Source organism: Lysobacter sp. N42 (genome assembly GCF_004344885.1).
On record NZ_SKFB01000001.1, the window covers coordinates 1,046,739 to 1,069,364 of the forward strand.

A 22,626-nucleotide genomic window follows, 5' to 3' on the forward strand; every position below is an offset into this window, starting at 1 on the left:
ATAATGGAGTCGACAACAGGTGTATTTTTGTTGATGGTCAACGAGTCAATGCACTTCAAGGAGTAGTTATGATACTAAATCATATTTGGGGACTCTACTTTCATCCGCTAAGAGAATGGAAAACCATCGATGAGCGTCATGAAAGCCTAAGATTTTCCCTTTCACACATATTATTGGTTGCGCTAATTCCAGCGTTCTGTGCGTATTATGCGTCTTCGAACATTGGCTGGAACATTGGGGCGCGAGAGCATATTTTCATATCTGAACAAAGTGCGACCATTATGGCAGTGCTTATGTACGCAGGTTTGATTGCTGGCGTATTAGCACTCTCCTACTTGGTGCATTGGATGGCGAAAACTTTCGGTGCTAAGCCTACTTTTACCCAGTCGTTGGAACTTGCTGCATACACGGCAACTCCGGTACTTATGTCGGGTATTAGTGCGCTTTACCCAGAACTCTGGTTTGTAAGTGTTGTGTTCTTAGGTGGGGTAGCTTACTCGGTTTACCTACTGTACACGGGCGTGCCGATTTTAATGCACATTCCTGAAGAGCGCGGATTTATGTACGCAAGCTCTGTAGTTACAGCTGGGTTAATCTTAATGGTTGTACTTATGGTGACCACGGCAATTTTATGGACAAATGGTTTTGCGCCAACTTTTGAACACGCGTAATTTCTAAGTTTGTCCTTGTGAAAGAAAGCGCCTACCTGGGCGCTTTTTTATTATCTGTAACCCTGATCTTTAGTTAAACTAACCACCGTAACCCTACTACATAGAATTTTGGTACTTGGGAAAAGCACATGCTGAACATGAACTTTAACGAACGAGTGGTTATCGACACCAATGCAATTAACTGGGAGCCTAGTCCCATGCAAGGGGTTGATCGTAAAAAGCTTGCGCGTGAAGAAGCCGAGCAAGGGCACGCAACCAGTATTGTTCGCTATGCACCAGGCTCTGAGTTTAAAGCTCATGCCCATCCGTTAGGTGAGGAAATACTGGTGCTCGACGGTGTCTTTTCCGACGAACACGGTGATTACCCAGCAGGTACCTACTTTAGAAATCCTCCAGGCACATCCCATGCACCTTTCTCAAAAGAAGGCTGTACTTTATTCGTGAAATTGCATCAGTTCGATCCGCGCGATCTAAAGCAGTTTGCAATCAACACAAATGAACAAGAATGGCTACCAGGTATAGGGGGTTTGCAGGTTATGCCACTGCATGACTTCGAACATGAACACGTTGCACTTGTGAAGTGGCCTGCGGGCGGGGTGTTTAAACATCACCGACACTTCGGCGGAGAAGAGATACTGGTTCTCTCTGGCGTGTTTCGGGACGAAAATGGCAGTTACCCTGCCGGAACATGGTTACGCAGCCCACACAATAGCGAACATACGCCTTTTGTAGAGGAAGAAACCGTTATTTGGGTGAAAACCGGGCATCTTCCTCTACCCTATTAGTTAAACCGCTTATTCATCTTCTTGCTGACGAAATCGGTCAAACCAATAGGTGACATAAGCAGGTTTAGCCATCAGCTGACTGGGTCTAACATGCAGCGCATGCGAAGCCCCCGGAACTCTCACCATTGCAGACTCTACGCCTCTAAGCTGCAATGCTTGATAATACTGTTCTGTTTCTGAAATCGGTGTGCGGTGATCTGACTCACCAGTAAATAATAATGTTGGTGTGTTGACCTGACCAACATAAGAAATAGGCGAGTACTTCAGGTAATGCTCAGGAATATCCCATGGAAACCCAGGGAACCAATATTGGGTAAAGTAATTATACAAATCCGCATTTAATACGAAGCTGTACCAATTAATGACTGGGTTCACGGCAACTGCTGCTGCAAATCGGTCGGTATGCGCGATACTCCATGTCGTAAGAACACCACCACCGCTACCCCCAGTAATAAAGAGTTCTTCTTCGTTGATAAAGCCACGGTCAATGACCGCGTCAACACCATCCATTAAGTCTTGAAAGTCATGACTTGGGTAGTTGTGATGAATCTCATTACCAAAACTCATGCCATAACTGGTACTGCCGCGAGGATTCGTATAAAGCACGACATATCCTTTCGCCGCCATAAGTTGTAATTCCATGGCAAAAACATCGCCATAGGCAGCATGCGGTCCACCGTGAATCTCAAGAATCAGAGGATATTTTTTGGTGTCGTCGAAACCAGGTGGATACATAATCCATCCTTGTATGGGTAGCTCGTCAATAGTCGACTCGTACCAAAACATTTCAACATCGGCGATTTCACGCGCCATGTCTAAGTCGTCATTAAACTGAGTAAGCGTTTCCGCACCTGAACGTCGAACCGCAGCAAGCTCTGCAGGGCGCGAAGTACTGGCTTGGGTATACACCAGTAAACCATCGTCTGAAACACTGAAGTCTCCGCCTAGGTATGGACGACTGTAAGCACTGCCACCAAGGTCGTTCACCAACACTGTGTGTCTGCCGCGCAAGGTTTGATTCGCAAGAATGCCACGCCCTTCGCTGTTATACGAAACGACAAGCTCTCTGCTGTTTTCTTTCCACGCAAAATCGTTAATGCTTCTATCGAGTTCGCCTGTAAGTACTTCAATGTCCGAACCGTCAATGTTCATCACATAAAGTTTGTTCTGCTGGTAAGCCAAGCGCTGATCGTCAAAACCTAAAAACGCGATACGCCGTCCATCAGGCGAAACTTTAGGACTCGAGTCTGGCCCCGAGCGCTGGGTGATTTGTTGCAACTCCTGCGTTTCAACATCAATGCTAAAAATCTCTGAATTCAAAGGTTGGGATTTCCAGTCTTCGTGGCGGTTAGCAGAAAAAAAGATTCGGTCACTTTCAGATGCCCAACTTAACTGTCCTGAATGATGAAAATTTCCCGATGTGAGTTGTATTGCAGTTCCACCAGCTGAAGGCACGACATAAAGGTGACGATATCCGTCAGGAAGGTAGCCAGCGCCATCTGAACGGTAGTTCATGCTATCAATAAACTTCGGTGGAGCCGCCCAATCAGCGCCCGCGGGCTGTCCAGGAAGTTGTAGAGGTGCCGTATTACTACCTGCTGTAAACATTGAAAAAGCGAGCCAGTGACCATTTGGCGACCATTCGACAGAACTCGGTGAACTCGCAAGCTGGGTAATTTGACTAACGCGACCACTTTCTAACCAATACATATGAATTTGACCATCTGCGATAAACGCAATTCGGTCACCGGTGGGAGACCATCGTGGCGAGTAGGCGTTTATATTCATATCGAGAAGCGCTTGTAAGTTCTCGCCATCTTCTTGCACGATCCACAACGACATACGTCTTCTATCCGTCTGTCGGTCCATCCAGTTTCTCACGAAGACAATGCTTTCTCCGTCGGGGCTAGGTTGTGGATCACTCACAAACTCCATTTCAAAGACATCATCGAACTGCAATGGCTGAATCTGATTCTCGGCCTGCTCTGACGGCTCTGCAGCTACTGTGAAAACAAAGAGTAGAACCGATAAACCTAGAAAAATATTATGCGCTCTCATGCTATAACCCTTCAGTAGTTTGAAGTTTTATATTAGCTCAAAGAAAGCGAAAGTAGAGGGTAACTAGTTCAACGGGTATTAAAGTGCGTTTATTGCAAACAAGTTCTGGGTGTTTTTCAATATTTGCGTCTGAATTTCGGCAGCAGATTCTGATCGTAGCTCACACAATGCACGAAAGATATGTGTTATGTTTTTTGGCTCGTTTCGTTGACCTTGCTTGCCTTCAATAGGCATATCTGGACTATCGGTTTCTAAAATCAAAGATTCGAGCGGCACTCGGGAAATGGCGTCTCGTGTTTTCTTAGCGCGAGCGTATGTAATCACACCACCCACGCCCAACTTAAAGCCCATTTCATACCAGCTCATTGCTTGTTCATAGCTACCACTGAAGGCGTGAAGTAACCCAGAGTCACTGCGGGAGCCAAGTATGTTTTTAACAGCAACAAGTAAATCGTTTTGCGTTTTCTGATGGTGCAACACCACACAGCGCTTTAAACCTTCAGCTATTTCTAGTTGCTGATGGAATAGTTTCAATTGAATTTCGTAGCTCTCTATACGGCTGTCTAAACCAATCTCGCCAACAAAAGCCAGCGGGTAAAGATCAAGAAAGTGCTCCAGAGCCATTATATCTGCAGGCACATGCTGACTTATAAAGTATGGATGCAACCCGAAGCCTATTGAGCTTTGCATATATTGCTCATGGAAAGAGACTAGCCTCGGCCAAGTGTCTTTCGACACGCCCGGAACTACAAAATGGTTTATACCAACGTTTTCTGCAGCTTGCACAACCGCTTCGCGATCAGTGTCAAACTCTGGAAAGTCGAGGTGGCAATGGCTATCAATCAGTGTCGGAGGATTCTGGCTCATGCTTCTTTCCACGAATCAGAACGGGTTTTCTACGTCGAATAAACGCTACAGCGACCATAAAGCCCGCGAAAAAAGCGAGTAAGGTTAAATAGGCGTTCTCACGTAAAATACCTCGGTGATAAGGGCGAGACTCTGCCATTATACGGTCGTAGTCGAAGGTAATGCGTACAAAGCCCAATAGATTAGCGCCAGCACCATCACGGTCTAGTACCGGTTCTACCATAGGTACGGCCCATATCACCTCGGGTAAAGTTTGCAAATATTCATGAATAGGTTGGTCGTGGCCTGCTCGAACAATGGTTTGCCCCCACTCGTCTTGAATGGCCACTTCTAGGACAACACTTTGCGCCACCAAATGGTTCGCTAAACTCTCGAGTGCTTCTTCATTTTCCTCTAAAAACCATATCCGTGCTTCGTGCTGCGCTTGCGACATGCTCAGTCGCGCAGACCGTTCGGTTTGAGCCATTAACGCAGCCTCACCTCGAGCTTTGGTTTGTAAAAACGTGTCGGCAATAGCAATGAAAAACAGTGTAGCTATCGCTAGGTAAAGCCCCCGGCGAATCCATCTGTCTTCTCTAAAGTGCCAACGGAAAGTCCGTTTCGTTCTAATCTCGGTTTGCATGAGCACACTTTAGCCTAAGCGCCCCACAGTGACAATCTTATTCGAGTAGGATAATCTTGCCACTTCCTTAACATGAAAGGTTAACTGCATTCATGAGCCATTTACTTCCCAAAATGCATGCTCCGGGCATGGTTGTATTTGATATGGACTCTACATTAATTCAAATGGAGAGCATTGATGCAATTGCCGAGGCCGCCGGCTGTGGAAGTGAAGTTGCTGCGGTTACCGAGGCCGCTATGCAGGGGCAACTCGATTTTAAAGAAGCCTTAGAGCAACGTGTGAGCAAGCTCACTGGCGTTTCAGAAGAAGTCATTTTGCAGATGTGTGACAACCTGCCCTGGTCCCCAGGAATAGATGATCTTATGACTTGGTTTAAAAGCAAGCGTTGGCGAGTCGTTATTGTTTCCGGTGGCTTCACCTGGTTCGCTGATGAAGCAGCCAGAAGATTTAAAGCCGACCACGTCGTGTGTAACCAACTAGAAGTGAAAAACGGACGTTTAACCGGCCAGCTGATTGGCGACATTATAGACGCCAAAGCCAAGCAGCAAACTTTGTTAAGCCTGATGAATACTTGGCACTTACCACAACAACAAGTGGTAGCAGTAGGTGATGGCGCGAACGATATCGACATGATTCAGTCAGCAGGAACAGGCATAGCCTACTGCGGCAAAGCAGCATTGAAAAAAGTCGCAGATATCTGCCTTGATGACAAAGACATCAGCCGTATAATTGGAATCTTATCTCCCACCGTTTCATCGGATTGAGTCAGTACAATAAGAGGGTTTACCTAGCACCATGGCAAATTGGTCTAACGAGCAAGTTCGAGCACTCAAAGCGCTTGGTATCCCTTTATTTGAAATGGGTAGCACCGCAACAGAAACTCCTTCAACAGATGTAAATGCGGAGACCACGCCAAGTGAGCCAGTGCAAAAGCAACCGGCTAACACTGCTACCCAAGACGTGAAGAGAACTTTTTACCAAGTAGGTGTATGGACCTTAAGTTTTCCGGTAGAAGTTCCTGTACCGCGTTTTCAATGGTTAGAAGATTTAAGTCGTGCATTCGATACACGGCCTACTCAAGTCAGTTCTCCTGAGCACAACTCAGTTGTTGATTGCACGGCCTATGCAAAGTCAGCGCTCAGCCCCGACGAAAAACGAGCATTGTGGGCGCAGCTTAAGCCATTGCTCCAGCCATGATTTTCAGTCAGCTTCATGAATACTCTGAACAGCTTTATGAAGTGGAATGTACTGCCCACCCGCTACCTTGGAAGGAAAAAACACTTGCGGGCTGCTTTAGTGCAACTTATGACGTAGTTGCCCTGTTCATTAAGCCCTCAGAATCAGAGCATGACCAGATTGCAGGTTTTTATATCTGCCAACATGTAGCCGATGAAGTGACCTTAATGAATATCGCAGTACACCCAAAATTTCAGGGGAAGGGCTTGGGTTCGGCACTACTCAACGACATGCTGATGCGCTACAGCGATTTCAGTGACCAAGAATGGCAAGTGAATGTGCCTATTTATCTAGAGGTACGAGAGAGCAATACCGCTGCCATACGCTTGTATGAAAGGTACGGGTTTAAATGCTTAGGAAGTCGTCCTGGGTATTATCCGCCAGTGAATGCTGGAGAGCCTAAAGAAACAGCGTTAGTGTATGCGAGGCTTGTGGAGTAAAACTGGCAGGGGTGGAGGGATTCGAACCCCCAACCGTCGGTTTTGGAGACCGCTGTTCTACCAATTGGAACTACACCCCTGCAACTAGGCTCGGAATTATACAGCCGGGTTTGAATCTGACAAGTGTTTTTGCGAATGTTCTGGCTTATATGGTTATTTGTTGAGCACCGCCCCACTTCCGCCTGGCTTGTGACAGCAAGCGGGTTCGGCTAACATCGAAGTTTGTAGTGGATACTCCTAAGCTAACAATAACAAGATTAAGCGAGCACACTAGGCATTCATGATTACCTCACTTCAAGGTTATAAAGTTTATATTGCGCCAGCCAACCCCAAGGGAAAGCTGTTGGCTGAATCGCTAGAGCAAAAGCGCGCTAATGTAATCGGCCTTGTCGATAATTTAAAAACGGGTGAAGGTATTATCAACCTCCCGGAACAAGCTGAACATTACGACTATCTTGTGATTGCCGACGGCCCCTATCAGCAAGAAATTGCCCGCACCTTGGTACAGAAAGGTTTTCAAAGTCAGTCAATTTTGTGCGAACAGGAAGGACACTTCGAAGTATACAATTATGGGTTCGTAGCTTGTGTAAGTCATAAGATCCAACAACTAAGTATCAAGGCACTCAAAACATTTGTTTCATTGGTTAGTAGCGCAATGCCTAGCCAAAGGGTGGTTTATTACACGGAGGATTTTGTCGACAACAACACGTTAAGCGCTTGGTTTTACCACGCAAAAGAGCAACCCAAAACATTACTGGTGGGTAAAAACCTGAGCGACACTAACCTGCCCTATCTAGATGTAAAAACGTTCAGTGGCGCATGGGCCTTAATGCGCGCAAAGTGCGTTGTTCTCGATCACGAATATCAAGGCACATTATTTAATATTATCCGTGAAAAACGCCCATGTATTCAGCTTTACCACGGGCTGCCCTACAAGTTTCTAGCGGGTAATCGACACTTTGAACATATAAACGACTTTGCTTTTGTATCTAGCTCCGAATATTTTAATCAGCATATTTTTCCACAGTTGTTTAATGCTCAAGCTTATTTAACTATAGGCTACCCCCGGAATGACGTATTTCTCCAAGCGGCAAATGACCGTTGTTGGTTAAATACGCCTGAATCACAGCCGCAACACATCATAGAAAGCACCGGAAAAATTTGGGTGTATATGCCCACATATAGAGACGACGGCACATTTAACATGCCATTCTCCCTTTCTAAAATGCAGGCATTATGTGAACAATTAAACCGTAGCCTTATTCTAAAATTTCATCCCTTTGTGGCAGAACAAGTCATTCAAGAGTTTGGGCTACAGAATGCAGAGTGCAATATAGTTTCGCTACCCCATTATCCCAATATCTATCTCTACCCTACACGAATGAACATTTATCCTTGGCTTGCAGATACTGAGGTTCTTATAACCGACTACTCAAGTGTCGCTTTCGACTTTTTGCTCGCCGACAAGCCAATGGTGTTCTTTCAATACGACCATCACCAGTACTACCAAAACCGAGGCAAATTCACATTCCCAACCGACGAATTTGCTGCAGGTCACGAGGTTTATAAGGAAAGAGAGCTGTTTGAGGCACTTACTCAAATAACCGAGCAAAATGCCGATACGTACAAAGACAAGCGACAAAAACTGCTTCGTAAACTCGGGCTCAATAAAGAACTCGCTAGCCCAGAACTAGTGAAATTTATTCAGGAAAAACTATGAAAACAGTGATCACCTATGGCACGTTCGATTTATTTCATATTGGCCATGTAAACCTTTTGAAACGAGCACGTAGCTTGGGTGACCGTTTAGTCGTTGCGGTGTCTACGGACGAGTTCAATCAAGGCAAAGGAAAAACAACACTGGTGCCTTATGAGCACAGAGTTGCGATATTAGAGAGCTGCCGCTACGTGGACAAAGTTATTCCTGAGAACGATTGGGCACAAAAACGCGACGATATTAAGAGCGAAAACGCCGACGTTTTTGTGATGGGTGACGACTGGAAAGGTAAGTTCGACGAGCTTTCTGACTTATGCGAGGTAATTTACCTGGACCGCACGAAAGACATTTCATCCACTGCCATGAAGCAGGCTATTATGGTCTTTACACAGCTGCAAAAAGATCTTTTATAAGTCCTGGCTGGCTACCTATTATTTTCTTAAAGTTATGACCTTGTGAGGCAACCTTACAATTTTGTCTTCTGATATACCTAGCTTGTCCATAAGTGCACTTTTTATCTCGTAATAAAAGACACTAGAGATCAGTACGCTGTCGATATCCTCGCTCAATTCTTTAAGGGTTTGGGGGCTTATAACCTGTATCCCCTCTACGCGAGTACCATGTAGTTCTGAGTTACTATCGCAAATAGCTTCTACTTGAAAACCAGGACTTAATCTAGACAAGGCATTTCGCCCTGCCTGACCCGCACCGTAAAGCACTACTTTTAAGGGCTCTACGTAGTTCAGCTCGATACGCTTTCTTACATTTGTATTTGATGTACCCAGTATGAAATTCCGAAACCTTCTAAAAAGCGACTTCAGAGTAATCCCCTGATTACCCAAAAGGAATTTCTGTCGTGCTATTAGCATTGCCCATAGCTCTTCAACAATTTGGTAATCTACGGCGGTCAGACCTTGTTGAATGGCCGCCCGCAGATCAAGCCATTGTTGTGTAGCAAGCTGGTGTAACCGGTAGTCATTTACAAAGTTTGGTCGAACAGTTTCTCCTTTATGTAATAGAGGAGCAAAAATTTCACCAGGCTTAACGATCTTGCGCTTACTGGGAGCCGCCATAAAGCTATTTTGATGCCTGCGATACTGGACTAATACTTCAGGAAAGTAGTGAGCTCCCTCGCTAAGAAGAGCTCTAAAGAACATAACGTGGTCTTCAAAATCTGGAAATGCGAGCGGCGTTCCAAATCGTAAATACGTGTCTCTACGATAAGCTATAGCAGCACCTAAATATCGAACGGGCATTTGGTTCTTGAGGTAGTCTTGCAGAGCAAGAGTAGGGTTACTAAGCAAAGAATGATCTTGGTAGCGATACTGGATTGTTCGCCCACCCTCAAAAACTTCACCTTGCTCGTTAATTTCCTCGAGCGCGTGGGCTACTAGCGCGGGCTTTCCATGTTCTAACCACTCTTCAACTATTCGGCTAACACGATTGGAATGTGAGATATCGTCACCACCGCACGCAACAATGAGTTCACCATCAGCGAGCTCTTCCATGATAAACGCGAAATGACGACCCACACCTAGATTGTGCTCATTTCTATTAATTTTAATCTGGTGTGACCCTTTATAGTCCTCAGCTAAACGTTCGATAATCGCAAATGTTTCATCTGAAGAGGTATCATCCGAAATTATAATCTGCAGGTTTGAGTAGTCTTGAGCGAATGCCGACCGAACACTCTCTTCAATAAACTCTTCCTGATTAAAAGAGAACATGATGAGCGTAACGTGCGGGTTAGTTTCCATGAAAACCTCTCATACCGTTTCGAGCCTATTCAGGCATTTTTTCTAGTATTATTGTCGTGTTAGGCCATAATCTGGTCTTGGTCATTAGAGCATGATAAGTTCAGTCAGTCACCATAAGGAGCTAATCTTGGCGCAACTACTTTGGCAAAACTTTCTCTTTCATATCAAAAGCCATCTCGCTTTGATTTTGAGTTGGGTTATTCCCCGTAGCGGCGCGATTTGGGTTGTAGGAAGTTCAAAGGGACTAAGATTTGCTGATAATGGTAAACATTTTGCGATTCACGCCCGTCGTAAATGGCCAAAGCAACGAATTATTTGGTTATCTCCTAGTGAAGAAGTTAGAAACCAAGTTGAAACAGCAAACATTGAAGCATATGCACCATCTAGCCTAAAGGGAATGTGGTACGGGTTCAGAGCGAGTTGGCATGTGTTCGACGTTTCCATAGCCGATACCCACATTTTTTCATCTACAGGCGCCAACAAACTTAACTTGTGGCACGGCGTTACATTGAAAGACTTAAATGTAATGGAACAAAACGACGCGCAACATTGGCTTTCTAAGTTTCATGATTGGTGGTACCGAAAGAGTGCTCGCAAAAACTACTTTATATATCCGAATAAGAAACACATGTCTTATTTGTTGAATCTTTTTAATATTCCTAATGAAAATTTCATACTAGCCAACTTACCAAGAAACCAAATACTGATTACTGGCTCAGCTGGAGTTTTATCAACCTCAGAAGAGTCCTTAAGAAACACTATTCAAAGTAGCTCTGAAACCATTATTGGATACTTTCCTACATGGAGAAATACAGGTCAGGACAAGTTTCTTGGGCTTTCCAGTAAAGAAGACATTTCCTTATTGAATGACTTTCTGAAGCAAAACAACACGAAAATCCTAACCAAATGGCATAGCTGCTCTTATAAAGAATACCAACATCAAGGCGTTAGCCAGACACACGAGTCAATAGACCAAGAAATTGAAGCCGCCAGTCAAATTATTAAATTACCTTTTGACAGTGACCTTATGGCGTTTTTAGACTTATGTGATGTGCTGATTAGTGACTATTCCAGTGTTCTTATCGACTACCTAATTCTTGAGCGCCCTATCATTCAGTCTGTTTATGACCTTGACGAATACAAGGAGCTGAACGGATTTATGGAGGACTACCCATACTTCGCAAAAACCAGTGGTCCACAAGTTGTCGATTCAGAATCACTGTTTATTGAAATTCGTAGCGCTATTGAACAGTGCAAGAACGAGTCAAGCTCCAGCCGCCCCAACTTAGTCGAATTGAAAAACTACTATTTTGAGACGTTGCAAACTATAGAGCTTTTGGAACCTGTGCTAAAGCCAGTTAAGTAGAGCATAAAGTGCTCCACCCGCTGCACAAAGAAACAAAATTAAGGTTGTAAGAAAAGAGAAATAATATACGTTGTCTTGACCAACCGCCTTTTGTTTTCTAATGAAGAAAATCTTTTCTCTCGGAATATTGAGCTCATCTGTTAACTGCTTGAGAATTTGATATTGATATGCGCTAGCTATACAAATTTTATCGAATTGAAGCGTATTAATGTCGTTGGGAGCGCTTATTTTTAAGTTCTCTAGTTCCGTACCATGTTTATTCGCATCATTGTCTAGAAATGAACCAATAACATATTGTTTTTTGAGTATATGATAAGCTTTTATTCCCGCTGTACTTGCTCCGAAGATCAAAATTCGTTCTTTATCACTCATATCTATCTCGCTAAGTTCTCACATCTGAATTTTGAAAAAGTTGCGGTTAGGAAAACTGATTACAAACAGTAATTACAGTTTGTACCTGCTCTTCAGTTAACACAGGACTCATCGGTAGGCTTAAAACTTGTTGATGAATCTCGTCTGTTTGAGGGTAATCACCCATAGCTAGATCAGAGTAGGCCTTTTGGCGATGTGGTGGCACCGGATAATGAATTGAGCTTTGAATATTGTGATCACTTAAATACTTCTGAAGTCGCTCGCGCTCTGGCGATCGGACAACAAACAAATGCCAAACATGATTTTCACGCACGGGACTTGGTAAAAAAATCAATGGATTGTTAATTCCTTGAAGATAGGCTTCAGCCACTTCTCTTCGCTTTGTTATCTCTTGATTGAGGTACTTAAGCTTAACGCTCAGCATTGCCGCTTGAATCTCATCCAAACGACTATTTATACCCTGGTATTTATGCTCATATTTTTGTTCACTGCCATAATTACCTAAAGCACGCACGAGGTTCGCTAATTCTTGGTTTTGTGTGGTTACCGCACCACCATCGCCAAGTGCGCCAAGGTTTTTACCGGGATAAAAACTGAAACCAGCAGCGTCTCCCCAGCTTCCTGATTTTTTACCCTGAAACTCTGCGCCATGAGCTTGCGCCGCGTCCTCTAAAACAAGCAAATCGTGTCGCTTCGCAATATCCAATATGGCCGGCATATCGGCCAATTGTCCGTATAAATGGACAGGTAAAACAAGGCGTGTATTTCTTGTTAATGCTTTTTGGGTGTTTTGCGGGCACAAATTATAGGTTTTGGGGTCTGGCTCCACGAGCACAGGCTTTAATCCATTCTCAGTAACAGCCAATACGCTGGCAATGAAAGTATTCGCTGGCACTATAACTTCGTCACCATCGTTGAGTTTTCCCATCGTTTTCCATGCCCTAAGTGTCAGACTTAGCGCATCTAAACCATTCCCCACCCCTACCGTGTGGTTCACGCCGCAATACGCAGAAAACTCATCTTCAAATTGCTTTAATTCTCGCCCACCGATAAACCAGCCAGAATCGATAACTCGTCGAGCTGCTTCAAACAATTCTTCGCGGTAGTTGGCATTTGTTTCCTTTAAATCTAAAAATGGAATCATTCTAGATACCTAATAATTCGGGCCGGATTGCCAACCACGACAGCTTTTTCTGGCACATCTTTCGTCACAACAGCACCAGCACCAATCATTGCATTCTGACCTATTGTGACACCTGCTAATATTGTTGCATTAGCTCCGATACTTGCCCCTTCGCGAACCGTAATACCAGTAAATTGTTCTGGATACTCTTTAGAACGAGGGAACGGGTCATTTGTAAACGTTGCATTGGGTCCTATGAACACCTTATCTTCAATACGCGTGCCGTCCCAAAGCTGAACACCACACTTCACTGTTACATTGGAGCCAATAACAACATCATTTTCTATGAATACGTGGGAATTAATATTACATCCATGACCAATCACTGCATTCTTTAAAACAACACAAAACTGCCAAATAGAAGTGCCCTCACCGATCTGAGTTGTTTGCACATCAGAAAGTTCATGTATAAAAGTCACTCAGTCACCTGTCGTATAAAATCGTCGTAACTTCGAATATAGTCTTCTTCACTATAGTGTTCACTGGCAAGCACTAAAAGTACACAATCCTCACTAAAATCATGCATTTCCCGCCAAGTCATATTATCGATGACTAACCCCTTTGTTGGCGAGTCTAACCAAGTTTCCTCTCGTTGCTTGCCATTATCCAGAACCATTTTGCATTTACCGGTTACACATACAGCAACTTGCTTGAGTTTTTTATGAGCGTGGAATCCACGGCTTACGCCCGGCTGAGTTCCGAAAATGTAATATACGCGTTTAATCGGAAAGGGAACGGTTTTATCACTTTCAAGCGCCACTAAAGAGCCTCGTTCGTCTCCCAATGGAGGAAAGTCCACAAACTCTAATAAACTCATTCATGCTCCTTGAGATAGAATATCGAGGCATACTATAAATACTAACCATAACAGACTTTTGACTGTACTTTCTTTATCGTACTTAAAGATATATTCTTGAAATTAATGCTACTTTAACGCTTTCAGCAAAGCATTATAGGTGAGCATTGCTCTCATTGAGTAACAAAGTTAGGTGCCATGACCAAATTCTATCAATGCCTTCATATTTACCCAGGATATGCACGTCAATACGAACGTGAGTTTGAGCCAGGTAATCAACCCAACCTTACTTTTTCGGCGCTAAACCAGCATTTACGTGGGCATGGTTATTATCAGTCATATATCCTAGAACCATCACCAGAAAGCAAGGACACAGCCTTTTTTAATTTGTGGGATTACCGTCGCCTTCAATACCTTTGGGCGCAAGAAAATAATCTGCCGGAAACTGCATCGTTATTAGATATTAAACTTGCACAGGTTGAGCAGCTTCAACCCGACGTAATTTTCGATATGTCTCCTTTCATCGACCAAGAGTTTATTCAGATACTCATTAGTCGCTATGGTAAGAGTAATATTCGGTACATCTGCTGGAATGCTTATATCAAGGACCATGCAATGACATTTCCCGATTATCATGGGCACACATCTTTGCATAAACCTTTCGTAGACTATTGGAACGCTAACGGAATACCAGCCATTGAGCTTCAGCCGGGAATACCTAGTTTTTGGGTGGAGCGCAGTACGAATACCGAGCGCGACATCGACATTTTATTCTATGGGCAATATATCGAAAGCATCTTTAAAAACCGAAGGCATGTTATTCAAAGCCTGTTGGAACGAAAAGCTAAAGGTCAGGAAAAAATTAATATTCATCTGCAAGCGGAAAGCGCCGCAGCAAAACAGTCTTTAAAAAATTATACAGACCTTATTTCTCCTCCTATTTTCGCCGAACAACTACATAGCAAATTAAGCAGAGCAAAAGTTGTCGTTAATACTTACGGTGACTTCAATCAGCTGTATAAAAGTAATGCTCGATTATTTGAAGCGATAGGTCATGGAGCAATACTCATTTCTGAGCGCGGTAATTATCCTGAAGGGTTTATAGAAGGTGAGGACTATCTTGCTTACGATGACGAACATGAACTGAATGAAAAGCTTGATCATGTTTTAGCGAATTGGAGCAGTTATCAATCAATGCGAACAAAAGCGCAAACTAAAATTGCGAGCCTTTACAGCAACACATCCTATTTTTTGAAGTTTAAAGCTTTTGCTACCACGCTATAATTACCTGCATATTAAATAGATAATTGAAGTCCCTCTAACCATAAATCATGGACTCTTTCCAGACTGAAGAGGTGCCGATAATGGTCAACATTAACGTTAAAATCTGACAAAAACTCTTCGGAAAGATTAGGGTTCATAACATCTCCCACATGGAACCCTAATTCCAAGAAGTGTTGGGAACTTGCACCGTTCATATAGCCAAAAATAGGCATTCCCGTAGCGAGAGCCGCCATCCAATGTTGGCCAGCTTGTTGGCGCTCGTGAGCAAAGAAATAGTAATCTACACAACTAAGAATTGTTCGATAAATATCATTAGTCACAGGCTCCTCGAGCACGACAACTTGTGCTTCCGGAAAAAATGACCGCGCGACATCGACAACATTTTTACGATACGCTTCATGAGCGCCGTAAGCTAAAGGCAACAGAATTAGCCCATTAAATTGGTTTTGGCTCAATGCCTCTAAGATTTCTCTGTGTTTGTTTGCAGGTGTACCTGAGTTCCCGATAAGTGCTACTTTTTTCCCGGACAAAAGAACTTTAAAGGAGTCAGGCAGACTTTTTTCAGTCAATTGCTTCTCAAGCTGTTTAGGTTGCCAATCTTGTAGATAAACATAACGGCCTACAGCGTTATGCCTGCCAAGACACTCTTTTACAATATTCTCTTCTTGCTGAGTGAACGTGAGTATTGATTTCACATTTTTCGTAGTCGCTCTCATCAATTCCAGGCGTTCCAGCGCCGGCTTTTCTAAACCTTCATATATTTCTCCGCCAAAAACGACCCATACAGAGTGACTCGCAATATTTGTCTCATGGGCTAAGAAATCCCAAGCTGTGGCATTGAACATACTATGAAATACAAGCGTATTGTATTGACGGAAGACACGTCTCAACCAAGGAAGCATGTCACCATTATTCGTAAAATAGTGCCCCCTATCGGTTGGTACATATTCTTTTTCAGGGAAAAAGCCATCCCGGTCAAAGTAGACATATTCTGAAGAGATATCTCCAAACTGAGAGAAAGCTTCAAACATGTCATAAACGGGTCGGTTATGATGATGAGAGTCGTAAAAAATATGAAGCAGATGTTTCAAGAGCTCACCTGATGATATCCAAGCAACTCCATATTTTCACCACATATCCTATTGATAAGTTTTATATTCTCACCAAAATAATCGCTCCAACCACTCACTTGCTTTCCTTTAGGTTGATATTGCTTATTGTAATCTAGCGCCTTCACAACCTTCTGCCCCAGTCCCAAATCGATACCTAAATTCGATATGAAGGCTTCTCTATTTTCTTTAAAATCTTCATACCGAATAAACTTAGCTGTTGGTAACACTTTTTGAAGGTCACAACTTATTTTCCAACGCCAGGCCAAAGCCTCTATGTAATTCGAGGAGGGTTGACCTAGCCAAGTCGAATCCAGGCATAGTCTCCAGGCTTTGGTTTTTACCAGTTCTTCCCACTCTTCAAATTTAATGCTTTCAAGGTGAGCCGGAATTTTTAATCTTTGCAGTGTGCTACGTACTACCTCATAAGGATGCCGCAATACAACAAGAAACTTTGCTTCAGGAAAAGTTTCTTCCAACTCCTGCGCAAAAAAAGTTAGGCACGGCTCTTTAACAATAGTTCTATTGAAGTCATCCGTGTGTGAATCCACAAACTCCTTGAAAGGCATCAAACCGAATTTCACCTTAAGCTGCCAATCGCTTGAACTGATAGCTCCATTGAGATCAAGTGTCGTAGGAATTCCAAAAGCATCTCCCAGCAACCCAGCAATTGCGGAGGTTCCAGATTTCTGCACACCTAATATGAATAATTTATCGTTCATATCCTTCCCACACTTGTTTAACCCTCAACTCTGGAAGAAGCGCATCTAATGTATCGACAACAGGCGCGTAATGTTCTCGGACAGAGGAGATTGTTTCCAAAGAAATCACTTCAGCTCGCTTGGTCTTATTGATCGGCGTAAAATCGATTTTGACCTCATGCAATGACAATCCCAAAAAATCAAACAGTTGGCTTAACGAACATTCACTAAATAAGTCTTCGTATAATAAAAATTGAACATCTTGCTTGGGAAATGCATTTTGCAATGCTTTAACTGTTTGATGATATTGAGTCCTCATCCAAATATCTTTTCTATCAAAGTTTTTATTCAGATACTCTTCCTCTGACATCTCTGCACCCGAGTCGTTTCTATAAAGCTCAGGATTGTTTTTCTTATGCATACGACATGCCGACCACACTCTATCGTATGGCTCTCGCATAATAAAAACGACTTTCACGTCAAAACCCGACTCGATTAAGCTCGCCCTAATATGACGGAAGTTCTCTTCCGATAGCATCGAGTATGAAGGTGTAAAATCACCCGTTAATGTAATTCCGGGTTGAGACAATACCTTCTTAAAGTATTGGTAGTAGCATTCAGGTTTAGCGTAAAACTCCATGAGCAGTTGGAGATGCTCAGGTTTTGTGCCCGTCGAGATCGCTGCTTGCTCGGCACGTTCATCCGCATTTAAGCGAAATCTTTGTTCTTCATGATAAAGAGCATCAAAAAAGTGGTACTCCTTGGTAAAACCCAAATCAACGTCCTTGTGTTTTTGTAACGCATGCCATAGCCAAGTTGTCCCGCCTTTCTGAGCACCCACACAAAGCAAAAATCGCTTATTGTGACGCATCTTGAAAACACCACATTGACTGAAGGAGCGCGCGGTCACCAAACTGATACGCCGTAAAGCTTTCGCGTGCGTGAAGGAGCAAGCCATCATTAAAACAAAAGGCGTCTCCTGTTTTTGAAGTAAGTCGCTCAACAGACTTTGAATGCATTTGCACATCTAAAAATTTAAAGAATGCATCGCACATATCTTCGATTTCTTGAGTCTCACGAATAATCCGATAATAATTCCAGTACACCTTAGTAGTCTTTTCGTTCATTCTTTTCAATATCGGTGTTCTATGACCACCAAGTTCACTGCCTTTTTGAATTGTGACTTCCACATTCAAAAGGCTATTAAGCAGCTCAGGCTCAATCTTCTGTAAATCCGCCAGCAATCTGTCTATTGGGTAAACTAATTGATGCCCACCGCTTTCAGCCTGCTTTTCTAAATAAAAGAAATTAAGTTCAGGAGGGTTTGCAAACCAAGCGTTATCGGTATGAAAAGGTTGGGTAGTTTTGCTATGGGCATAGGTATGGTCATGGTTCGGATCATATTCGATTCGCCACCAGTCTCTTTCATTGAGATTAGAATCAACATCAAAGTGACGTCTGTCAGACTTCAGGAAAGGTAGAGAGGTTAAAAATTGATACCATTGCCCGCTGCCAAAGGAAACGTTTCCAGCCTTCAGATGAAGAACATGCCCTTGCGTTCTCAACATCTCAATTTCTTCTGCGACTTGCTCTAAATCGAATGTATCTAGGGTTTTAATCATATCATCTCCCGCATGCATCGACGCGTGCTTTCAACACCCCATTCAAAAACAGAGTCAACGACAGACGACAACTGTCTTGGGGTTAATTGGCTATGGTAATCTTTAAACTTCAATCTTAGACCAGCGTTTTCAAATTCCTGTGCATCGTATAACTCTTTTCCTCCAATTGGATTGATATATTCACTCGCTCCAACTGCGTGACAAATATTGATAATGCGTTTTGCGCCTTTCTCAACTGAGATATCTAGATCAGATGCTTTGATTACCTTTGTATTTATTTCTAGCAAATCTAAAACGGTTTGAATGAGCGATTGATTAATTTCTGCCACATTTTTATTTTGAGATGACTCCTCGGACTCCCCATTTAAACGATCTATCCCATCAAGTATTTGAGGGAAATCATGTGCTGCAGGGTAAGTTTTTTTTAAAAGCTCACACAGACCACCATCATTAATGTATGTGTGTTCATTGATCATTCTATTCTGACTTACCTTATGAACAGGCAAGGTGAATCTAAATGGCGCGTCCTCAACCCAAATAACGTTACGGTTGATATAACTCTTTTTCCGAAATGAAACATTGTCGAGCACCACAAAAATATCTGCATCTGCAATTAATCTGAAGTAACCGATGTAAGGGAGAAAATATGGCTGAAAAGCTGCAGCAATCATTTCACTGCCTCTAAAACGGTTTGAGCTATGGCATCTACATCATTCATGGATAAATCAAAGTAGATGGGCAAGCACACTACAGTGTCGCAAGCATGTTGTGCATTAGGTGTAGGAGCTTGATCACTTTCACCAAACATAGAGCAGTTCAAGTTTTTGTAAAAATATTGCTTATAACCTACATGTTGAGAATCTAACGCTTTAACCACTTTGGCTCTTTGTTGCGCTGATTCAAGAAAAATCGGCATATATGCACCATTTGGAGAGGACTTGGAATGCCACTGTTGAATCTCAACCCGCCCTTGAAAGTGTTTAATGTATCTTTCGTATAAGGAGATACGATGTTTTTTCACACGCTCAATAGTCCTCATTTGTACGAGTCCTACAGCAGCATGGTACTCACTCATTTTTGAGTTAATACCAATTTCTGTAACCTCTGCACTTCGGTCTATACCGAAGTTGATAATTTTTCTAGCACGCTCAAAAACTTCCTCATTTGGAACGGCAATAGCTCCTCCCTCAACGCTGTGGAAAATCTTCGTAGCGTGAAAACTTAGTACCGAGAGTTCGCCAAACATCAACACCGAACGGTCATCTACTTTGACATCAAAAGCATGTGCAGCATCGTATATAATTTTTACATCGTAGTCTTTTGCAAGTCGGTCAAGCGCTGCTACATCGCACGGATTACCGTATACATGGGTAGCAACAACTGCATCAACTTTACCCTGATTTTTTGATAGGTACTGTTCGAGAGCTTTTGGGCAAATATTTTTAGAGTCCGGATCAATATCTACAAAATGCGTTTGAATGCCCATCCATTTGAGGGAGGAAGAAGTTGCCACAAAACTAAAAGGGGTAGTGACCACACTCTTGCATCCAAGAAGCATGAAACAGGTCATTAAACCGTTAGTACAACTCGAAACCGGCAATATGTGTTGATGGCCAAGTAAGTTACTCAATTGAGCTGCGAGCTTATCACTTAGGGGACCAAAGTTAGTTAACCATTTACGTTGATTAATCTCCTCCAAATAGGAAGAAAGTAATCCGACATCAGGCACGGTTGGAACGTAATATGGAATCAATGTATTACCTATTTAATCTATCTTAATCTCTGGACATTTATTGAGAATTAACTCGTCCCAAAGCAGTTACCAAATCAACCCCATCCCAAACCACATCAAAGTTCAAAGCTTGGCCGACGGGTACTACTCTATCGACACCCACGAGACAATCCTTTAACCACTCATGCACGTCTTCTACGCCCCAATACGTCATTGTCTGATGCGCAGGAGTCATGTATCGGTTTAATTCCTGTAGCTGCTGTACGTGGCTCTCTACAAATAGCCCTGCTCCACGGTGTATCTCGGAAAAGTCTTCACGAAGTTGCTTTGCCCATACTCTAACCACTTGCTCGGCATGCATTTGTCCACTTACGACTCCAGCCATTGCCATGTCTTGTGCGTTATTCAGCGCTTGGTATCGCTCACTTTCTGTAAGCTTGTACTTACTGCGCCCTTTTTCCGAGCTCAAATAGGCTAAAAGAGCTGTCCAAAATATATTTTGAGCCTCAGCTAAATGTTCTTCGTTACCCTGCCAAATTACCCATTTAGCAGAAGAACATGCTTGCTGTGAAAATGTTAAATTATCACGCGCAAAGTCTTCCACTAATTGCTGCAAGGTTGGTTTGTCGACACGAAGCAATGCGTCTATACCCAATACACTGAACGAGATTTTGTGCGCGAATACAATGTCGCGACAATGCGCTGGCGTTTCGACACTTTTAAGTGCTTTTATGCCCTCATTTGAGCCCCACAGCACGCGAGCATCAACATTCGCCTGCAGAGCTTTTAACTTCGGATCGTCTCGCTCGCAGCGGATAAGTTGAAAGCGAGCGGAAACCTCAGGGTGTTCGGGCGCAAGCTCGGCCAATATGTCACACAAGACGTCGGCACTTCCGCCCACTTTTGACGACAGCCGAATTGTGTTCACATTCCCACATAACAGGCTAAGAATGCCAGAATAAACAAACAAGCTATCTACATTACCTGGCGCTGCATGAAAAACATGTCCCAAAGGACGAATGAGCTGAGACTCATATTGCTCTGCAATTTTTTGCATATTGGCGTTTCTCAGCCAATAACCCAACGCAACTAAGTCGGGAAAATCTCTCGCTTGGGCATCGCGAATTAAGCGATTTGACAGCTGAGAAGTGAACGCAAAGAAGCTATGGTCTGCAAATCGAGTGAGCTTCGGCTTCATTCCTACCTCATTTATCGTTTGCCAACTCGATGCTTGCTGCTTCATGAGGCACCTCGCTCAAACGTATCACTGCACCCTCTAGCTTCGACCTTTGCCATTCTACCTAATACTTTAAAATATGTGCCTTTGCGGCCACATTGGCAGTCGTCACGCCCAACCACAAAGCCTTTATCTTCAGTTAATAAACTATGCCCTGGGTAACTTTCGGGTAATGCGGAAAGAACTTGTATACAGCCCGTTTCACCTACTGCAGCAGGTTTCCATGTTTCTGGGTTGCGAATAATCACTTCAGCCGTAGACGGAGCGTGAAAATAACCGTGCTCACAAGCTACAAAGATAGAGCCGACTTGTTCGACCATACCATAAAAATTATGCGCTTTTATTGAGCCAAGACAGTCGTTTGCAACGGTATTGAATGTGTCCGTACTAACCGCTTCGTCCTGTAACTTTTTCCAACCACCACTATGCAACAATACCGCGCTCTCGAAGTTCAACTTTAAGCTCGACGCTTGCAGCGCTTGAATTCCGTACTTCCACACCATGAAAGTAAAACCAAACATAAAAACGGGTTGGTCTGAAAACTTCTCATGAAACTCATTGATTGCTTCAACGTTTAGCGACATATCATCGTTTAGTGCATACGTATGATTGCGACCTAAAAACGACAAGCCTTGAATACCTGCCCCGCGTGCTGAAAAAGACGCTTTGTCTTTGATTACATTAGGGTGATCCCAAATCAGCATATGGCGCCTTTGCTTACCCAGCCATTCCTGCATAATTTTAACGAGTACTCGACTTTGCAATTTCGCAGTTTGTGCATCTAAGTAAATTTGCGAAGGACGCTGTCCGGTTGTTCCCGAAGACTGCAAAACTTTAAATACATGGTCTTTGGTGATGCTTTTCAGCTCCCGTTGTTTAAACAAAGGAACCGTGAGAAAAGGAATGTCTTCGAGTTGCTTTATTGAACCTAGCTCTATATCGCCAAACAGCTTCTGATAATCCGCGCAGTTGGCTATGTGATGCTCTGTGAGGCTAACTAACCTCTGCCTTAGCATCGTTGTTTTTATTGCTTCAGAGAGCTCGTAAGGGCCTACATCAAACAAGTCCATG

General features: G+C 43.3%; 24 protein-coding genes, 1 tRNA gene and 1 pseudogene. 9 read left to right on the forward strand and 17 right to left on the reverse strand.

The window, feature by feature from the left end:
- Window positions 1-68: 68 nt before the first annotated feature.
- Both EYQ95_RS05130 and EYQ95_RS05135 read left to right on the forward strand, forming a co-directional pair.
- Window positions 69-671, forward strand: a complete 603-nt coding sequence (locus EYQ95_RS05130; protein ID WP_111913786.1) for a Yip1 family protein — start codon at window positions 69-71, stop codon at window positions 669-671.
- A gap of 128 nt (window positions 672-799) precedes the next feature.
- The gene (locus EYQ95_RS05135) at window positions 800-1,456 is read left to right on the forward strand and encodes a cupin domain-containing protein (RefSeq protein WP_111913785.1); all 657 of its coding nucleotides are present in this window, start codon (window positions 800-802) and stop codon (window positions 1,454-1,456) included.
- Between the two features lie 9 nt (window positions 1,457-1,465).
- Here EYQ95_RS05135 and EYQ95_RS05140 read toward each other — a convergent pair whose 3' ends face one another.
- From EYQ95_RS05140 to EYQ95_RS05150, 3 genes are all read right to left on the reverse strand, one after another.
- Window positions 1,466-3,514 carry a S9 family peptidase gene (locus tag EYQ95_RS05140; protein WP_111913784.1) on the reverse strand — a complete coding sequence of 683 codons (2,049 nt, stop codon included), beginning with the start codon at window positions 3,512-3,514 and terminating at the stop codon, window positions 1,466-1,468.
- A gap of 78 nt (window positions 3,515-3,592) precedes the next feature.
- Window positions 3,593-4,381, reverse strand: coding sequence for a TatD family hydrolase (locus EYQ95_RS05145; protein ID WP_111913783.1), 789 nt, complete (start codon window positions 4,379-4,381; stop codon window positions 3,593-3,595).
- Entirely contained in the window at window positions 4,353-5,003 is a 651-nt protein-coding gene (locus EYQ95_RS05150; protein WP_111913782.1) for an AhpA/YtjB family protein, read from the reverse strand. Before EYQ95_RS05150 ends, EYQ95_RS05145 begins: the two co-directional genes overlap by 29 nt.
- A gap of 92 nt (window positions 5,004-5,095) precedes the next feature.
- Here EYQ95_RS05150 and serB point away from each other — a divergent pair, with 92 nt between their 5' ends.
- The 3 genes from serB to rimI are packed head-to-tail and all read left to right on the forward strand — an operon-like array spanning window position 5,096 to window position 6,679.
- Complete coding sequence (gene serB, locus EYQ95_RS05155) at window positions 5,096-5,767, forward strand: phosphoserine phosphatase SerB (protein ID WP_111913781.1); 672 nt, start codon at window positions 5,096-5,098, stop codon at window positions 5,765-5,767.
- 31 nt (window positions 5,768-5,798) lie between these two features.
- Window positions 5,799-6,200, forward strand: coding sequence for a hypothetical protein (locus EYQ95_RS05160; protein ID WP_111913780.1), 402 nt, complete (start codon window positions 5,799-5,801; stop codon window positions 6,198-6,200).
- Window positions 6,197-6,679, forward strand: coding sequence for a ribosomal protein S18-alanine N-acetyltransferase (gene rimI / locus EYQ95_RS05165; RefSeq protein WP_111913779.1), 483 nt, complete (start codon window positions 6,197-6,199; stop codon window positions 6,677-6,679). Before EYQ95_RS05160 ends, rimI begins: the two co-directional genes overlap by 4 nt.
- Window positions 6,680-6,682: 3 nt before the next feature.
- On the opposite strand, the gene EYQ95_RS05170 is transcribed toward rimI, so the two are convergent.
- A tRNA-Trp gene (locus EYQ95_RS05170) sits at window positions 6,683-6,759 on the reverse strand.
- Between the two features lie 200 nt (window positions 6,760-6,959).
- Here EYQ95_RS05170 and EYQ95_RS05175 point away from each other — a divergent pair.
- On the forward strand, window positions 6,960-8,399 hold the full coding sequence (locus tag EYQ95_RS05175; RefSeq protein ID WP_111913778.1) for a CDP-glycerol glycerophosphotransferase family protein: 1,440 nt from the start codon (window positions 6,960-6,962) through the stop codon (window positions 8,397-8,399).
- On the forward strand, window positions 8,396-8,809 hold the full coding sequence (tagD, locus tag EYQ95_RS05180) for a glycerol-3-phosphate cytidylyltransferase (protein WP_111913777.1): 414 nt from the start codon (window positions 8,396-8,398) through the stop codon (window positions 8,807-8,809). Before EYQ95_RS05175 ends, tagD begins: the two co-directional genes overlap by 4 nt.
- Window positions 8,810-8,827: 18 nt before the next feature.
- Here the strand turns inward: tagD and EYQ95_RS05185 are convergent, their stop codons facing one another.
- Window positions 8,828-10,153 (reverse strand): glycosyltransferase, encoded by a 1,326-nt coding sequence (locus tag EYQ95_RS05185; RefSeq protein ID WP_111913776.1) that lies wholly within the window; start codon window positions 10,151-10,153, stop codon window positions 8,828-8,830.
- Window positions 10,154-10,280: 127 nt separating this feature from the next.
- On the opposite strand from EYQ95_RS05185, the gene EYQ95_RS05190 reads away from it, so the two are divergent.
- Window positions 10,281-11,519, forward strand: coding sequence for a CDP-glycerol glycerophosphotransferase family protein (locus tag EYQ95_RS05190; RefSeq protein ID WP_165831900.1), 1,239 nt, complete (start codon window positions 10,281-10,283; stop codon window positions 11,517-11,519).
- Here EYQ95_RS05190 and EYQ95_RS05195 read toward each other — a convergent pair.
- The 4 genes and pseudogenes from EYQ95_RS05195 to EYQ95_RS05210 all read right to left on the reverse strand — a co-directional run bounded on the left by EYQ95_RS05195 (window position 11,502) and on the right by EYQ95_RS05210 (window position 13,891).
- Window positions 11,502-11,891 carry a nucleoside-diphosphate sugar epimerase/dehydratase gene (locus tag EYQ95_RS05195; RefSeq protein ID WP_111913774.1) on the reverse strand — a complete coding sequence of 130 codons (390 nt, stop codon included), beginning with the start codon at window positions 11,889-11,891 and terminating at the stop codon, window positions 11,502-11,504. The two genes, EYQ95_RS05190 and EYQ95_RS05195, sit on opposite strands and share 18 nt — an antisense overlap.
- A gap of 46 nt (window positions 11,892-11,937) precedes the next feature.
- Complete coding sequence (locus EYQ95_RS05200; RefSeq protein ID WP_111913773.1) at window positions 11,938-13,035, reverse strand: DegT/DnrJ/EryC1/StrS aminotransferase family protein; 1,098 nt, start codon at window positions 13,033-13,035, stop codon at window positions 11,938-11,940.
- 2 nt (window positions 13,036-13,037) lie between these two features.
- Window positions 13,038-13,493 (reverse strand): annotated as a pseudogene (locus EYQ95_RS26960) (acyltransferase); the annotation flags it as partial.
- Complete coding sequence (locus EYQ95_RS05210; protein WP_111913771.1) at window positions 13,490-13,891, reverse strand: FdtA/QdtA family cupin domain-containing protein; 402 nt, start codon at window positions 13,889-13,891, stop codon at window positions 13,490-13,492. The gene EYQ95_RS05210 and the pseudogene EYQ95_RS26960, both read right to left, overlap by 4 nt.
- A 177-nt stretch (window positions 13,892-14,068) precedes the next feature.
- Between EYQ95_RS05210 and EYQ95_RS05215 the strand changes: the two genes are divergently transcribed.
- Window positions 14,069-15,154, forward strand: coding sequence for a glycosyltransferase (locus EYQ95_RS05215; protein WP_111913770.1), 1,086 nt, complete (start codon window positions 14,069-14,071; stop codon window positions 15,152-15,154).
- An 11-nt stretch (window positions 15,155-15,165) separates the two neighbouring features.
- Here EYQ95_RS05215 and EYQ95_RS05220 read toward each other — a convergent pair whose 3' ends face one another.
- Genes EYQ95_RS05220 through EYQ95_RS05255 form a run of 8 tightly spaced genes read right to left on the reverse strand, consistent with a single transcriptional unit; the run spans window position 15,166 to window position 22,625 of the window.
- Entirely contained in the window at window positions 15,166-16,245 is a 1,080-nt protein-coding gene (locus tag EYQ95_RS05220; protein WP_111913769.1) for a TDP-N-acetylfucosamine:lipid II N-acetylfucosaminyltransferase, read from the reverse strand.
- Window positions 16,242-16,985, reverse strand: a complete 744-nt coding sequence (locus EYQ95_RS05225; RefSeq protein WP_111913768.1) for a sulfotransferase — start codon at window positions 16,983-16,985, stop codon at window positions 16,242-16,244. The genes EYQ95_RS05220 and EYQ95_RS05225 overlap by 4 nt, the downstream gene beginning before the upstream one ends.
- A complete protein-coding gene (locus tag EYQ95_RS05230) occupies window positions 16,975-17,835 on the reverse strand; it encodes a sulfotransferase domain-containing protein (protein ID WP_165831899.1) in 861 nt (286 codons plus the stop codon). Before EYQ95_RS05230 ends, EYQ95_RS05225 begins: the two co-directional genes overlap by 11 nt.
- A complete protein-coding gene (locus EYQ95_RS05235) occupies window positions 17,822-18,586 on the reverse strand; it encodes a TauD/TfdA family dioxygenase (RefSeq protein ID WP_165831898.1) in 765 nt (254 codons plus the stop codon). Before EYQ95_RS05235 ends, EYQ95_RS05230 begins: the two co-directional genes overlap by 14 nt.
- Window positions 18,583-19,257 (reverse strand): WbqC family protein, encoded by a 675-nt coding sequence (locus EYQ95_RS05240; RefSeq protein ID WP_111913765.1) that lies wholly within the window; start codon window positions 19,255-19,257, stop codon window positions 18,583-18,585. Before EYQ95_RS05240 ends, EYQ95_RS05235 begins: the two co-directional genes overlap by 4 nt.
- Entirely contained in the window at window positions 19,254-20,339 is a 1,086-nt protein-coding gene (locus tag EYQ95_RS05245) for a DegT/DnrJ/EryC1/StrS aminotransferase family protein (protein WP_165831897.1), read from the reverse strand. The genes EYQ95_RS05240 and EYQ95_RS05245 overlap by 4 nt, the downstream gene beginning before the upstream one ends.
- Before the next feature lie 37 nt (window positions 20,340-20,376).
- Window positions 20,377-21,561, reverse strand: a complete 1,185-nt coding sequence (locus EYQ95_RS05250) for an acyl-CoA reductase (protein WP_111913763.1) — start codon at window positions 21,559-21,561, stop codon at window positions 20,377-20,379.
- Window positions 21,558-22,625, reverse strand: a complete 1,068-nt coding sequence (locus EYQ95_RS05255; protein WP_111913762.1) for an acyl-protein synthetase — start codon at window positions 22,623-22,625, stop codon at window positions 21,558-21,560. Before EYQ95_RS05255 ends, EYQ95_RS05250 begins: the two co-directional genes overlap by 4 nt.
- Window position 22,626 lies beyond the last annotated feature (1 nt).